This window comes from Flavobacterium endophyticum (assembly GCF_003634455.1).
GTDB classification, from domain to species: Bacteria; Bacteroidota; Bacteroidia; order Flavobacteriales; family Flavobacteriaceae; genus Flavobacterium; species Flavobacterium endophyticum.
Genome location: NZ_RBLC01000003.1, coordinates 86,916 through 100,414 on the forward strand (window position 1 = coordinate 86,916; position 13,499 = coordinate 100,414).

Below are 13,499 nucleotides of genomic sequence, written 5' to 3' on the forward strand. Positions count from 1 at the left end.
TTCGAACATGCTTAAAATAGAAACTTAGTGGCATTTTTAATATTGTATACCATCATATAGATAACAATTTATGATTAAAGAAAAAATAAAAAACATATTCTCATTTGAGGGAATTTCTCTTATTATAGGAATTGTTGGGAGTCTGACAGCATATTCTACAATTCTTATTACTGATTGGAATTATTCACTAAGTTTGAAATGGTTAATTTTTACAATATATATTTCGTTTACTATTATCTTAATTCTTATTAAGCTAATAGTCGATTTAAATGCCGAATTAAAAATCAAATCTCCAAATACAACAATGATTTTTAGGTATGTTCCAGAAAATCAAACTTTTTTAGTTCATAAAAATGATTTTCTTGGGCATTTAGCAATGGTAAGTATTTTTTATATCGATGATTCTTTTGAAATAGAGCTTGGTAAAGGATACGTAAAAAATATTCAAGATAATTTCATTCAAGTAAAACTCTTAGAAATCTCTGAGAGTTTTACTTTAAATCACTCGGAGATTTTAGAAAAAATAAATTCGAATAATATAATTGCTTTACAAAAAATAATTGTAAAGAGTTATATAATATATACAAACTAATATTATGACAGAAAAAATTGATATAAGAGTTGCTAAAATTTTAGAACTTGATAGAATAGTTATCAATAAAGGGAAAGCTGATAATATTGATGAACATATGGAATTTTTAATTTATGACGAAGGAGAAGAGATTATTGATCCCGTTTCGGGGAAAAGCTTAGGTCTTTTAGAGAATCCGAAAGGAATCTTCAAAGTAATGCACATCCAAGAAAATGTATCAATTTTGTTATCAAAAACTAAGCGTCCAAATAAAATGTTTGCTGGCTTAAATATGTATAGTGATATTGATATAGAAAGAGATTTACTCAAAAGTATCAAAATTGGAGATAAAGTTAAAATAACTAATCAGACCTTATAATTTAATCGAAAAAATGAACGACTTAATTTCTCCTAAATATCAAATGCAACTTGTGAACTCTGTTGAGCAAACAATTTGGGAAGAGTTTAAATCTTATAAACTAGTTCGTTTATATATTAACAAATGGTATCAAAACAACTATGAACCAAATGGCTTTAACCATTTCGAAGAAAATTTCACAATATTTGAAAAGCAAAATAAGGAAATTGATTTGACATCAACTTTACATAGCATGAAACCTATGGATCTCCTTAGAATTGCTATAGATTTAGGGGTTGACACTCCAGACTTTATACCTTCTATTCCTACTTTTAAAAACATATTAAAATCCGAGTATAAAACAGCTTATGATACTTTTACCAAGGCATATAAACAAATTGAATCAGACCCTAGTTTAGCTGTCGGTTTAGCTAATTCAGCTCTTGAAAGTATTATAAAGGAAATTCTAAAAGACGAAAGAATAAATCATAAAATTAGTGGAGGAGAAACTCTTTATAAACTCACTTCAATAATCTTAAAAGAATTCAACTTAACCAATGATGAGCATCCAAAAGAAATTAAGACAATCGGAAGTTCATTATTAGCAATTAATCAAAGTGTAGAAAAATTGAGAAGTGAAAAAACTAATTTTCATGGAAAAACAGATGGCGACTATTTAATAACTGATGCCATTTATACACACTTCATTGTAAATACCGTTACCACAGTTGGGCTTTTTTTAAATTCTTATTACCAAACCAAATTCCCAAAAATAAATTTAAAAAATGATGATATAAGTAAGTCTGTCGAAGAAGAATACGATGATTTACCTTTCTAAAATACAAAAAACCGCCTCACAGCGGTTTTTTCAATTTCTTCCCCAAACACCTCACTCCAAAGAGTGCCCGTTTTTCCTCCACACCAATAGGCACATCAGAATGATATAAAGCCAAATCATGCACGATCCGCAAAGACTTCGACAATTCCGAAGCCCCGTAGAACAGCACAAAATCAATAAATTCACATTGAGACGGTGTTAACCACACCTTTACTTTCGATACGTTTCGTGTATCACCCGCTGTGTCGGCTGTAGATTTGCCGCCACCTTGACCTTTGAAAGTTTGCATTTTCTGTATGGATTATAGTTAATAAAAAAAGAGAGGTCACCGCAAACTTTATAAATTATTACATTTATCAGTCTCGGGACTTTCACCCGTTTGCCTCTCCGAGTAGTAATTTTAAAATGAGTCTGTGATAAATAAAACATAATAATCTTTAAAGTTTGCATCACAAACATACATATTTATTTAAAAATATAACAAAACCAACCAATTAATTTACAATACTTTACAAAATAAACAAAAACTATTTCAATCTAAAAGTACTTGCCTAATTTCAAAACTATTTTCTTTCTAAGCGCAATGCTTTTATGCGTAGTAGCAATAAATTTTAGTGTAAATACAATTATTTTCTTGCACCTACGGAAACCCGTAAGCATTCTAAAAATCAATCCGTTATATTTGATTGTTTTGAACTTTATATTAACCTTTACACACTACCATTTATGAAAAAACTACTTTTATTAGCAATCCCCTTACTACTGTTCGGATTTACATCACCCAGCAGCAACTCTAAAAAAGAAGAAGCCGCTACTCACAAAAAGATGCTTGCCAACTCCTTGTGCGTTGCATCCTGTACAACAACGCATATCAGGGTAAAGATTGCAGGAGACCCGCTGCCTCCAGGAACCATCAATTGGTATCTTGACGGAGTTCTTGCCGCTACCGGAAGCCGTATCTTTAATGTCCCAAAAACGGCTACAGTCGTAACGGTTACAGTTGGCAGCCCCGGAGTTTTGATCGCAGGAGATAACATATCAACATTAAATGCGCAATGTGCCGCCCCTCCTTGCCCATAATAAGTACAATACGTGATAAACAAAAAAGCCTCTATCCAATAGAGGCTTTTTTAGTGTAGGGCTGCCGAAAAAAGAAATATGCGCCCTGCTAGTAGTTTATAGTGAGTAGAAATTCATTTCATGGCTTTAGAAACTCCTTTCACGCATTTAGAAATTCATTTCATGTCTTTAGAAACTCTTTTCACGTCTTTAGAAACTCTTTTCACGTCTTTAGAAATTCATTTCATGCCTTTAGAAACTTCTTTCACGCCTTTAGAAACTCTTTTCACGTCTTTAGAAACTCTTTTCACGCCTTTAGAAATTCATTTCACGTCTTTAGAAACTCATTTCACGTCTTTAGAAACTCTTTTCACGTCTTTAGAAACTCCTTTCACGTCTTTAGAAGCTTCTTTCACGCCTTCCGAAGCCCAATGGGCCTAGGCCGTAGCAATCCCCAAGCTTTCCGCAATCTTTAACGCACATTTCTCCCCATCTATAGCGGCCGAAATAATACCGCCCGCATAACCCGCACCCTCGCCGCACGGATACAAGCCTTTCAATTGCACATGCTCCAAAGAATAAGCATCCCTCGGAATCCGCACCGGTGATGAAGTTCTCGATTCTGGCGCATGCAAAATAGCCTCATTCGTCATATACCCTCGCATCGACTTCCCAAACTGAACAAACCCCTCGCGCAAAATCTGCGTCAAGAAGCCCGGAAAAACCTGTCCCAGTTCCACAGGAGTCGTCCCCGGAACATACGAAGTCTTCGGGATATCTGCCGAAACCTTGCCCTGCGTAAAATCTACCATACGCTGTGCCGGAACCCGTTGCGTCTCTCCCGCCAGATGCCAAGCCCTTTGTTCAATACTTTTTTGGAATTCCATTCCTGCCAAAGCGCCAAACTTAGCAAAAGGTTTAAAATCTTCCAGTTTTAACTCCACCACAATACCCGAGTTGGCCGTTTCCTGATCCCGTTTAGACGGAGACCAGCCATTCGTCACCACTTCCCCAGGGCTTGTAGCACAAGGCGCAATCACCCCACCCGGACACATACAAAAAGAATACATTCCCCTACCATTCACCTGCTTCACAATCGAATAAGGCGCCGGCGGAAGATAGTCTCCCCTATAATCGCAACTATACTGTATGCTGTCAATAAGCGTCTGCGGATGTTCCGCACGAACGCCCAAGGCAAAAGGCTTGGCCTCTATATATATTTTCTTTCGATCCAGCAGTTCAAAAATGTCGCGTGCCGAATGTCCCGTTGCCAAGATCATCTTCTCCGCTTTGATAACGTCGCCCTTTTGCGTCTGCACGCCTTCAACAGCATCCCCTTTCACTAAAATATCGGTCACGCGCGTATCAAACAAAACCACGCCGCCAAACTCAATAATCTTTTCGCGCATCGCCTTGATAATCTTCGGCAATTTATTCGTCCCGATATGCGGATGCGCCTCTATCAATATCTCTTCCGAAGCTCCAAAGCCTACAAACAATTCCAAAATACGGTCCACATCGCCTCGCTTCTTAGAACGCGTATATAATTTGCCGTCAGAATACGTTCCAGCGCCCCCCTCACCATAACAATAGTTAGAGTCCTCATTTACGACATGGTCCCTATTAATTGCCTTCAAATCACGACGGCGTTCCTGCACGTCCTTGCCACGTTCCAGCACGATAGGCCTTAGTCCCAGCTCAATCAATTGCAACGCCGCAAACAAGCCCGCAGGCCCCGCGCCGATCACAATCACTTCCTGCTTTCCAGACACGTCTTTATAATCAGGCAATCCAATTTTGGTTTCCTCATACGCTTCGTTCCAGTACGCCTGAATCTTAAGATTGATTTTAATTGCCTTTTGGCGCGCGTCAATAGAGCGCTTGATGATAGCAACATGCCTGATCTCTGCAGGTTTTACCTGCATCAGCTTGGCAACATGTTCGGTCAATAATTGCGGATTGGCAGCCACCTCTGGCGTCACCTGTATTTGAAATTCTCTTGGCATGGCGCAAAGGTAGAAAAATTTAAAGATGTTTGTAACAGTCCAAAAAGCAGTGCTATCTTCAGACTATCGCTTTTCCTCATAAGCCCTCAACGCAAACGAAGCCAGCCAATGCTCGCCCTCATAATTGCCATCTACGACAGAAGGAAGCGAAAAATCAAGATGATGGTCTGCCAGCGCTTTCAAATGCGAAAACTCCTTAGGATATTGGTTGATTAAGTAATACAAATTCCAAGCACGGCTAAAGTTTAAGCCGTCCAAGTGTACCAAATGTCCGTCGGTTCTATCCGAAACTCGTGCTACGTCCCAAGTAAACTTTTTGTCGAAAAGTGGCTTCGAAAAATCCTTTAACCATTTTAAAAATTCCGCTTTAGGCAGAATACGCTGCATGGTTCCAATCTCTTCCAAGCAAGGCGAAAGAAAATCCGTCCCGCTAGGTTCCCAATTCAACGGACACTCCCTATCCTTTTGGAATAACCTGATGGCATTCTCCTTGATGCTTTTTTGCAAAGCTACATTCTTAGAATACACCGCATAATCCCAAGCAAAATTAAGCCCGAAAGCCGTGTTCGAATGCGTTCCCGCCCTCACCGGATACAATAGTTTAGGCAAGAATTCGATATATCTTTGAATAATAAGGTCAGACAAAGGCTTTAAGTTGCCTGCCAATTCTTTGGCAAACGGTTCCGAAGAAGTTTCTAGCTCCAACTGCAGTTTCAACAGCCATGTCCAGCCATACGTACGCTCAAACGACTTTTCATGCGCCTTAGAAACATAGTCGATTTCCTTTTGGATATTCTCTTTAGAAAGATTAGTCCGCAGCTTGCTGATGATTTCCTCTTTCTTTGCCAGATTCGGAAACTTCTTCAACAAATACACCAAGCTCCAATGCCCATGCACAGACGAATGCCAGTCAAAACAACCATAAAATGCCGGATGCAATGCTTTAGGCGATTGCAATTCGGTACTGTCTTGCAACAACTGACCTAATTTGTTCGGATATTCCTGTTGCAAACACTTGATAGGCAGTGTAGCCAGATGATTCGCCTTTTCTAGCGTCAGTTCCTGCGAAAACCCAAACTGGAAACAAAGAAGAAAAAAGTAGTGAGATAATTTCATGGTGCATCTTTTCCCAAAAATAAACTTTTACGGCTAATTTGCCGCAAAAAAAGAACAAGCCATTTTAAGTTTGTAGATTTGCATTCCTAAACAGAACACACCCATGTCAAGAAAAATAAAACTTATCTGGGATTTCAGAGGACCTGCGGGCGCTAAAACAGCAGAACACCACGAAATCCATCTTAAAGAATTCATCCAAGCCGAAAAGCTACCGCTAAACATCACCGGATTCGAAGCCCTGAACGAAATGCACGCCATTGCCTATATGGTCGTTGCCGAAGAAAATATGATTGCCGTTCGTGATGCTTTAAAACCGCACCGTGGAGAAGTTTGGGAGGAATAATTTTGGATTTATGATTTTTGATTTTTGATTTCGGGCTTGTACTTTTTGATAGGGTATTTCATATTCTATGACTTTTGATTTCGAATTGAACCAAAAAAAGATTCCAGAAAGCACTACCTCCTGAAATCTCATATCTTAAGCCATAAATCTAAAATCTTATATCAAAAATCCCAAGTTAATTCGCTACTTCGCTAATAAACTTAATGCGCATCAATCGAAGTTCTTCAATATCATAATCGCCATCAAACTCTTTCAATGCATCTTTTATATTGTCCGAATGCGACTCCATAAAATACTCATGGATTTCTTCCTGCTGGTCTTCATCCAAAATGTCGTCAATCCAATATTTGATATTCAATTTCGTTCCAGAATACACGATCTGCTCCATTTCTTTCAGCAAGACATCCATATCCAATCCTTTGGCTTTGGCAATATCGTTTAAAGAAAGTTTTCGATCAACGTTCTGGATAATATACAATTTCAACGCCGAATTCGCTCCCGTAGATTTCACTACCAAATCATCCGGACGGATAATATCGTTGTCTTCCACATAACGGGCAATCAGCTCGACAAAGTCTTTTCCATATTTTTTAGCCTTTCCTTCCCCAACGCCATGAACGCTTCCCAATTCTTCAATAGAAATAGGATATTTCAAAGCCATATCTTCTAAAGACGGATCTTGAAAAACCACGAAAGGAGGAACACCTAGCTTTTTAGCTACTTTTTTACGCAAGTCACGCAACATGCCCATCAAAGCCTCATCAGCAGTGCCCGACGATTTTGCAGCCGTAACGATAGCCTCGTCTTCCGTCTCGTTATATTCATGATCTTCCGACATCATAAATGAAGTCGGATTCTGGATAAAGGCAGCGCCTTTTTCGGTAAGTTTTAATATGCCATACGTCTCAATATCTTTTGACAGATAGCCATCTACCAAAACCTGACGGATTAAAGCCATCCAATAACGTTCCTCAAAATCAGAACCGCTACCAAAGAACTTCTGCGTATCGGTCTTATGCGCTTTTATCGTAGCGTTTATCTTGCCTATCAGCGTAAAAATAATCTCTTTTGATTTGTATAAATGTTTGGTATCGCGAACTACTTTCAGCAATTTGACCACTTGGTCTTTCGCCTCCACTTTCTTCTTCGGATTTCTAACATTGTCGTCCATATCGGCTCCTTCGCCAGTCTCGCTGTCGAATTCTTCACCAAAATAGTGCAGCAAGAATTTACGTCTCGACATCGAAGTTTCAGCATAAGCAACGACTTCCTGCAACAACGCAAAACCAATTTCTTGTTCCGCCACAGGTTTTCCAGACATGAACTTTTCTAATTTTTCTACATCTTTATACGAATAGTAGGCCAAACAATGACCTTCGCCACCGTCACGTCCTGCCCTGCCCGTTTCTTGGTAATAACTCTCTAATGATTTTGGAATATCATGGTGGATCACAAAACGAACATCTGGCTTGTCGATTCCCATACCAAAGGCAATTGTTGCTACCACGACATCCACATCTTCCATCAAGAACATATCTTGGTGTTTGGCTCGTGTTTTAGCGTCCAATCCCGCGTGATACGGAACGGCACTGATACCGTTTACTTGCAATACCTGTGCAATTTCTTCTACCTTTTTACGGCTCAGACAATAAATAATTCCCGATTTTCCTTTATGCTGTTTGATAAAACGGATGATATCCGATTCAATATTTTTAGTTTTTGTACGTACTTCATAAAACAGATTCGGCCTGTTAAATGATGCTTTGAACGTATTGGCGTTCACCATATCCAAATTCTTCAAGATGTCTTCTTGCACTTTTGGCGTAGCCGTAGCGGTCAATCCTATGACAGGAATATCGCCCAGCTGCTTTATGATGGTTCGCAGGTTTCTATATTCCGGACGGAAATCATGTCCCCATTCCGAGATACAGTGTGCTTCATCTATAGCCACAAACGAAAGCGGCACGCTTCTCAAGAACTGTATGTATTCTTCTTTAGTAAGCGACTCAGGCGCTACGTATAATAATTTGGTGATTCCCGAAACGATATCCTTTTTGACTTGGGCAATTTCGGTCTTGGTAAGTGATGAATTCAAAACGTGGGCGATTCCGTTTTCAGAAGAAAGGCTTCTGATAGCATCGACCTGATTTTTCATAAGTGCGATTAGCGGGGAAACTACGATTGCTGTTCCATCCTTGATCAGGGCAGGCAGCTGGTAGCAGAGGGATTTTCCGCCACCCGTGGGCATAATAACGAATGTATTATTTTGGGTTATGATACTCTTGACAACTTGTTCTTGCAATCCTTTAAATTGGCCAAAGCCAAAATATTTTTTTAATTCTTTGTGGATGTCAATTTCGTTTGAATTCATTCTTTTTTAATGGTATTTTACATAAATTTGCACAACATAAAGATACAACTTTCTTTTATAACCACAAATTTTATAAAAAATCTGTTTTGATAGAAAAAGAAGCAATATTGGCCTCTGCCAAAAAAACAATATTAGCTGAAAGTAAAGCAATTGCAAATCTTTCAGAGCTCCTCACCAACGATTTTGCCGAAGCCGTAGAAATCATTTTCAAGTCAAAAGGACGATTGATTGTCACCGGAATCGGAAAAAGCGCCATCATCGCCCAAAAAATCGTGGCAACACTCAATTCTACTGGAACTCCGTCAATGTTCTTGCATGCCTCTGAAGCCATTCATGGCGATTTAGGAATGGTACAAAAAGACGACGTGGTTATCTGCATTTCAAAAAGCGGTAACAGTCCCGAAATCAAAGTCTTGGTTCCTTTGCTAAAACGTTTCGGAAACATTTTAATTGCGATAACTGGAAATTTAACTTCTTTCCTCGGAAAAGAATCCGATTACGTCTTAAATGCGTATGTTGAATCAGAGTGCGATCCTATAAATCTTGCCCCAACAAACAGCACCACGGCACAGCTTGTCATTGGCGATGCTTTGGCTGTTGCATTGATGGAGCTTCGCGATTTCAAAAGCGAGGATTTTGCTAAGTACCATCCTGGCGGCGCATTGGGCAAAAAGCTTTTGCTTCGCGTAAAAGATATGCTAGATACGACGCACAAACCGGTCGTTTCTCCCGATTCCAGCATCAAGAAAGTGATTGTTGAGATTTCTGAAAAAAGACTGGGCGTTACAGCGGTTGTAGAAAACGAAAAGGTAATCGGTATTATTACTGACGGAGACATCCGAAGAATGCTAAACGACCGAGATACCTTCAGCGACCTGACGGCAAAAGACATCATGACCAAAAATCCTAAGGTGATTAAATCCAACGACATGGTTGTTGATGCCTTAAACATCTTGGAAGATTTTTCAATAACACAGCTTGTCGTTGTTGACGACGGCAATTATTTAGGAGTAATTCACCTTCACGATATTTTAAAAGAGGGAATCGTATAACATGGCAAGAAAGAAAAACGTAAATGAGATGTCGTTTCTCGACCATCTGGAAGAACTCCGATGGTTATTGATCAGAAGCACATTGGCTATAATAATCGCTGCGACCGTCGCATTCTTTTTCAGTGATTTTATCTTTGATGAGATTATATTCGGACCAAAAAATCCTAATTTCATTACCTACCGTTGGTTCTGCGAAGTCAGTAAGTTTTTTGGTAGCGACGGCGATGGTTTTTGTGATTACAAAATCAATTTCGACGTACAAAGCCGTGTAATGTCCGGGCAGTTTAATGCGCATTTGTGGACATCCGTTACTGCTGGTTTTATTATTGCTTTCCCTTTTATTCTTTGGGAATGTTGGAAATTTATAAGCCCTGCGCTGTATGACAAAGAGAAAAAGAACGCCAAGTTATTTCTGGCAATTGCTTCTTTCTTGTTTTTCTTGGGCGTATTGTTCGGCTATTTTATCATCACGCCGCTTTCCATCAACTTTTTGGCGGGCTATCAGGTGAGTACGCAGATTCATAATGACATCGACCTTGATTCATACATTTCATTAATACGAAGCACGACGCTGTCTTGCGGATTGGTTTTTGAATTGCCGATCGTCATGTTCTTCCTTTCTAAATTAGGCTTGGTAACTCCTGTCTTCTTGAGAAAATACAGAAAATACGCCATCGTTATTATCCTGATTATCGCGGCCATCGTGACGCCTCCAGATGTCGTAAGCCAGATTATTGTTACGATTCCATTATTAATATTATACGAGCTCAGCATCTTTATTTCGAGCTGGGTACAAAAAAACAAATTAAAAGATGAGCAATCTAGTTAAAGAATTCAACGATTACCGTCAAGTGATGAACGAAAAATTGCTTAACGATAACAATAAAGTCATCAAAAGAATCTTCAATCTTGACACCAACGCTTATATGGAAGGAGCATTGAATGTCAAGACCAAAGAATTACTAGGACTTGTAGCTTCTGCCGTATTGCGTTGCGACGACTGCGTCAAATACCATTTAGAAACCTGCTACAAAGAAGGCATCTCCAAAGAAGAAATGATGGAAGCCATGAGTATCGCGACTTTGGTCGGCGGTACCATCGTAATCCCGCATTTGAGAAGAGCTTACGAGTTTTGGGAAGCCCTAGAAGAAAATAAATAATTGTTAATTAGTAGGAACGTTACTCCGAATAGTTGTTTATTTGTTCGGGTAATTTACAATACATTGGAATATGATCTTAAGAGCTGATAATCTGGTCAAAACATACAAAGGAAGAAGTGTCGTAAAAGGCATTTCAGTAGAAGTAAATCAAGGCGAAATCGTTGGTCTTTTGGGTCCGAATGGTGCAGGAAAGACAACTTCTTTTTACATGATCGTAGGCTTGGTCAAGCCAAATAGCGGTAAAATCTATTTGGACAATACTGAAATTACAGATTATCCGATGTATAAAAGAGCGCAAAATGGTATCGGATATTTGGCTCAAGAAGCTTCGGTTTTTAGAAAATTGAGCATTGAGGACAACATCTTAAGCGTACTACAACTGACCAATCTTTCCAAACAAGAACAAGAAGCTAAAATGGAAAGTCTTATAGCTGAATTTAGCTTGGGACATATCCGTACCAATCGCGGCGACTTGCTTTCGGGTGGTGAAAGACGACGTACTGAAATCGCACGTGCCTTAGCAACCGATCCGAAATTCATCTTATTGGATGAGCCTTTCGCAGGTGTCGATCCGGTTGCGGTAGAAGACATCCAAAGAATTGTAGCACAGCTAAAAAACAAAAATATCGGTATCCTGATTACCGACCACAACGTTCAGGAAACGCTTGCTATTACCGACAAAACCTACCTAATGTTTGAAGGTGGAATCCTAAAAGCAGGTATTCCAGAAGAACTGGTTCAAGATGAAATGGTTAGAAGAGTATATCTTGGACAGAATTTTGAGCTTCGTAAAAAGAAATTGGAGTTTTAAATCGCAGATTTTAGATTTTAGATTGCAGATAATAGAAAACCCAGAAGTTTAAAATCACTTTTGGGGTTTTTCTATTTTTAGTTGATGGTAAAATACTGTAGCTGCTTGGGAGTTCCGTTGTAGATATTGACATCTACAGTTCCGTCAATGCCGGGAACGGTTGCTTTTTCGGTAAACTGCCAGAACGTCCATTCGTCTTTGATGGTTTCTTCAAAAAAATTGTAGTTGGCAATCCAAAACGTATAACCTTCAAATTCTTCTTTCAGGAAATCATTGTAATAGCTTTCGCCAGAATAGATAATCGGCCTTACGTTGTAATGCTTTTCTACCTTTTTCAGCCATCTTTTCAACCCTATTTTTAAACTATCAATCGACTGTTCTTTTGGTAATTTCTCGATATCCAAAACAGGCGGCAAGTCGCCTTTACGTAGCTTTACATTCTTGATAAAATTTTCGGCCTGTGCTATAGAATTTTCATTCGGACGGTAATAATGATAGGCGCCTCGAATAAGCTTGTGCTTTTTGGCTTCTTTCCAATTTTCTTTAAAGGTGGCATCCACCCTATTTTTTCCGGCAGTCGCCCGTATAAAGACAAATCCCAACGGAAAAGTTTCTTCGATAGCCGTTGTTTTTTCCCAATCGACCTTGCCTTGATATTCTGACACGTCAAAGCCATATACTTTATTTTCGTGCTTGCTGAGGACTTGGTAAATCCTGACATCTGCAATTCGCTTTTCTTCGTCAGAAAGCTTTTTGTCGGTCTTAAAACTGAAATAATACGCCAGTCCTTCACGATAATGATAGGCAGTTCCAGCAATCAGAAGAATAAAAAAAGCCCAAATAGAAAACTTTACTACGTTACCCGAAAAGAAACTTTTTTTCTTTTTGGATTTGCGTACTGTCGAAGGTTTTCTTCTTGGAGCTGGTTTCTTCATTCAGTAAAAATAAACGTTTTTGGGAATTGTCAGACTTCGGACTGAAAATTAAAACAGTCCTTCCATCATTAAAAAAGAAGAAAACGAATTTTAAGCCTTTTTCTTATTTGTCACAATCGACAATAGGATATAGAAAATAATCAGCAACGGAATTCCTAGTGCTTTAAAAAACAGCAAAAGCAGAAGCGATACGGCTAGAAAAATAATCTGAAGCTTGTTTTTGGCAAAACTGGCACTTTTTACTTTTAATGAAAATAACGGAATTTCGGCATTCAGCATAAAAGCGCTCAACAAAGAAATCACGAGTAAAACCCACTCATTGCCCAAAGCCTGTGACACAAATTCATATTGATTATCAAGCAAGATAATCGGAAGGCTTAGGATAAATAATGCATTGGCAGGTGTTGGAAGTCCGATAAAAGAATCCGTCTGGCGCGTATCGATATTGAAATTCGCCAAACGATAGCAAGAACCGAGTGTAATGATAAAGCCTAAAAACGGAAAGAACATCATAGGCAAATCGGAAGAAGGAAAGCCCAAAGCCTGGTTCATCAGCTGATACATCACGAGTCCGGGAACAACACCGCTGGTTACCATATCGGCCAACGAATCCAATTGCAAACCTAGCGGACTTGAAACTTTAAATAGCCTAGCAAAAAAGCCATCGAAGAAGTCTAAAAAGATACCAAGGCAGACAAAGAAAAAGGCAAGTTTAAAATCTTGATGGAAAGCAAAAATCAATGCAATGCATCCTGAAAAAAGATTGAGCAATGTGATGATGTTCGGAACTTGAGCCTTAATTCGCATGTCTTGTTGTTTTTTAGTTGGCAAGACTGCAAATTTAGCACAATAAGTTTATAGTGCAGTGCGTTTCTTATT

The 13,499-nt window shown here is 38.9% G+C and carries 16 protein-coding genes; 10 read left to right on the forward strand and 6 right to left on the reverse strand.

Annotation, left to right across the window (positions count from 1 at the left end; genetic code table 11):
* Positions 1-70 precede the first annotated feature (70 nt).
* Genes CLV94_RS11855 through CLV94_RS11865 form a run of 3 tightly spaced genes read left to right on the forward strand, consistent with a single transcriptional unit; the run spans position 71 to position 1,767 of the window.
* On the forward strand, positions 71-592 hold the full coding sequence (locus tag CLV94_RS11855; RefSeq protein WP_121376716.1) for a hypothetical protein: 522 nt from the start codon (positions 71-73) through the stop codon (positions 590-592).
* Positions 593-596: 4 nt separating this feature from the next.
* On the forward strand, positions 597-950 hold the full coding sequence (locus CLV94_RS11860; protein ID WP_121376717.1) for a hypothetical protein: 354 nt from the start codon (positions 597-599) through the stop codon (positions 948-950).
* A 13-nt stretch (positions 951-963) separates the two neighbouring features.
* Complete coding sequence (locus CLV94_RS11865; protein WP_121376718.1) at positions 964-1,767, forward strand: abortive infection family protein; 804 nt, start codon at positions 964-966, stop codon at positions 1,765-1,767.
* Positions 1,768-1,783: 16 nt separating this feature from the next.
* Here CLV94_RS11865 and CLV94_RS11870 read toward each other — a convergent pair whose 3' ends face one another.
* Positions 1,784-2,056 carry a hypothetical protein gene (locus CLV94_RS11870; RefSeq protein ID WP_121376719.1) on the reverse strand — a complete coding sequence of 91 codons (273 nt, stop codon included), beginning with the start codon at positions 2,054-2,056 and terminating at the stop codon, positions 1,784-1,786.
* Between the two features lie 437 nt (positions 2,057-2,493).
* On the opposite strand from CLV94_RS11870, the gene CLV94_RS11875 reads away from it, so the two are divergent.
* Together CLV94_RS11875 and CLV94_RS11880 are read left to right on the forward strand one after the other, a co-directional pair.
* Positions 2,494-2,847, forward strand: coding sequence for a hypothetical protein (locus CLV94_RS11875; RefSeq protein ID WP_121376720.1), 354 nt, complete (start codon positions 2,494-2,496; stop codon positions 2,845-2,847).
* Between the two features lie 120 nt (positions 2,848-2,967).
* Positions 2,968-3,267 (forward strand): hypothetical protein, encoded by a 300-nt coding sequence (locus tag CLV94_RS11880; protein WP_121376721.1) that lies wholly within the window; start codon positions 2,968-2,970, stop codon positions 3,265-3,267.
* Here the strand turns inward: CLV94_RS11880 and CLV94_RS11885 are convergent.
* On the reverse strand, positions 3,264-4,832 hold the full coding sequence (locus CLV94_RS11885; RefSeq protein WP_121376722.1) for an NAD(P)/FAD-dependent oxidoreductase: 1,569 nt from the start codon (positions 4,830-4,832) through the stop codon (positions 3,264-3,266). The two genes, CLV94_RS11880 and CLV94_RS11885, sit on opposite strands and share 4 nt — an antisense overlap.
* Before the next feature lie 63 nt (positions 4,833-4,895).
* On the reverse strand, positions 4,896-5,948 hold the full coding sequence (locus CLV94_RS11890) for a DUF2891 domain-containing protein (protein WP_121376723.1): 1,053 nt from the start codon (positions 5,946-5,948) through the stop codon (positions 4,896-4,898).
* Between the two features lie 103 nt (positions 5,949-6,051).
* Here CLV94_RS11890 and CLV94_RS11895 point away from each other — a divergent pair, with 103 nt between their 5' ends.
* The gene (locus CLV94_RS11895; protein ID WP_121376724.1) at positions 6,052-6,291 is read left to right on the forward strand and encodes a hypothetical protein; all 240 of its coding nucleotides are present in this window, start codon (positions 6,052-6,054) and stop codon (positions 6,289-6,291) included.
* A gap of 175 nt (positions 6,292-6,466) precedes the next feature.
* Here the strand turns inward: CLV94_RS11895 and recQ are convergent, their stop codons facing one another.
* Positions 6,467-8,662, reverse strand: a complete 2,196-nt coding sequence (gene recQ / locus CLV94_RS11900; RefSeq protein ID WP_121376725.1) for a DNA helicase RecQ — start codon at positions 8,660-8,662, stop codon at positions 6,467-6,469.
* A gap of 86 nt (positions 8,663-8,748) precedes the next feature.
* Between recQ and CLV94_RS11905 the strand changes: the two genes are divergently transcribed.
* From CLV94_RS11905 to lptB, 4 genes are all read left to right on the forward strand, one after another.
* Positions 8,749-9,714: a KpsF/GutQ family sugar-phosphate isomerase gene (locus tag CLV94_RS11905; protein WP_170148794.1), complete on the forward strand. Its 966-nt coding sequence runs from the start codon at positions 8,749-8,751 to the stop codon at positions 9,712-9,714.
* 1 nt (position 9,715) lies between these two features.
* Positions 9,716-10,543 carry a twin-arginine translocase subunit TatC gene (gene tatC / locus CLV94_RS11910; RefSeq protein WP_121376726.1) on the forward strand — a complete coding sequence of 276 codons (828 nt, stop codon included), beginning with the start codon at positions 9,716-9,718 and terminating at the stop codon, positions 10,541-10,543.
* Positions 10,527-10,874 (forward strand): carboxymuconolactone decarboxylase family protein, encoded by a 348-nt coding sequence (locus tag CLV94_RS11915; protein ID WP_121376727.1) that lies wholly within the window; start codon positions 10,527-10,529, stop codon positions 10,872-10,874. Before tatC ends, CLV94_RS11915 begins: the two co-directional genes overlap by 17 nt.
* Before the next feature lie 70 nt (positions 10,875-10,944).
* On the forward strand, positions 10,945-11,685 hold the full coding sequence (lptB, locus tag CLV94_RS11920; protein WP_121376728.1) for an LPS export ABC transporter ATP-binding protein: 741 nt from the start codon (positions 10,945-10,947) through the stop codon (positions 11,683-11,685).
* 77 nt (positions 11,686-11,762) lie between these two features.
* Here lptB and CLV94_RS11925 read toward each other — a convergent pair whose 3' ends face one another.
* On the reverse strand, positions 11,763-12,620 hold the full coding sequence (locus CLV94_RS11925) for a glycoside hydrolase family 25 protein (protein ID WP_121376729.1): 858 nt from the start codon (positions 12,618-12,620) through the stop codon (positions 11,763-11,765).
* Positions 12,621-12,710: 90 nt separating this feature from the next.
* Positions 12,711-13,427 (reverse strand): CDP-alcohol phosphatidyltransferase family protein, encoded by a 717-nt coding sequence (locus CLV94_RS11930; RefSeq protein ID WP_121376730.1) that lies wholly within the window; start codon positions 13,425-13,427, stop codon positions 12,711-12,713.
* Between the last annotated feature and the right edge of the window lie 72 nt (positions 13,428-13,499).

Excerpts from the sequence above, each read along its gene's own strand:
- recQ (WP_121376725.1), bottom strand. The coding sequence starts at position 8,662 with ATGAATTCAAACGAAATTGACATCCACAAAGAATTAAAAAAATATTTT.
- CLV94_RS11870 (WP_121376719.1), bottom strand. The coding sequence starts at position 2,056 with ATGCAAACTTTCAAAGGTCAAGGTGGCGGCAAATCTACAGCCGACACA.
- CLV94_RS11915 (WP_121376727.1), top strand. The coding sequence starts at position 10,527 with ATGAGCAATCTAGTTAAAGAATTCAACGATTACCGTCAAGTGATGAAC.
- lptB (WP_121376728.1), top strand. The coding sequence starts at position 10,945 with ATGATCTTAAGAGCTGATAATCTGGTCAAAACATACAAAGGAAGAAGT.
- CLV94_RS11875 (WP_121376720.1), top strand. The coding sequence starts at position 2,494 with ATGAAAAAACTACTTTTATTAGCAATCCCCTTACTACTGTTCGGATTT.
- CLV94_RS11925 (WP_121376729.1), bottom strand. The coding sequence starts at position 12,620 with ATGAAGAAACCAGCTCCAAGAAGAAAACCTTCGACAGTACGCAAATCC.
- CLV94_RS11860 (WP_121376717.1), top strand. The coding sequence starts at position 597 with ATGACAGAAAAAATTGATATAAGAGTTGCTAAAATTTTAGAACTTGAT.
- CLV94_RS11890 (WP_121376723.1), bottom strand. The coding sequence starts at position 5,948 with ATGAAATTATCTCACTACTTTTTTCTTCTTTGTTTCCAGTTTGGGTTT.
- CLV94_RS11865 (WP_121376718.1), top strand. The coding sequence starts at position 964 with ATGAACGACTTAATTTCTCCTAAATATCAAATGCAACTTGTGAACTCT.
- CLV94_RS11895 (WP_121376724.1), top strand. The coding sequence starts at position 6,052 with ATGTCAAGAAAAATAAAACTTATCTGGGATTTCAGAGGACCTGCGGGC.
- CLV94_RS11855 (WP_121376716.1), top strand. The coding sequence starts at position 71 with ATGATTAAAGAAAAAATAAAAAACATATTCTCATTTGAGGGAATTTCT.
- CLV94_RS11885 (WP_121376722.1), bottom strand. The coding sequence starts at position 4,832 with ATGCCAAGAGAATTTCAAATACAGGTGACGCCAGAGGTGGCTGCCAAT.
- CLV94_RS11930 (WP_121376730.1), bottom strand. The coding sequence starts at position 13,427 with ATGCGAATTAAGGCTCAAGTTCCGAACATCATCACATTGCTCAATCTT.
- tatC (WP_121376726.1), top strand. The coding sequence starts at position 9,716 with ATGGCAAGAAAGAAAAACGTAAATGAGATGTCGTTTCTCGACCATCTG.
- CLV94_RS11880 (WP_121376721.1), top strand. The coding sequence starts at position 2,968 with ATGGCTTTAGAAACTCCTTTCACGCATTTAGAAATTCATTTCATGTCT.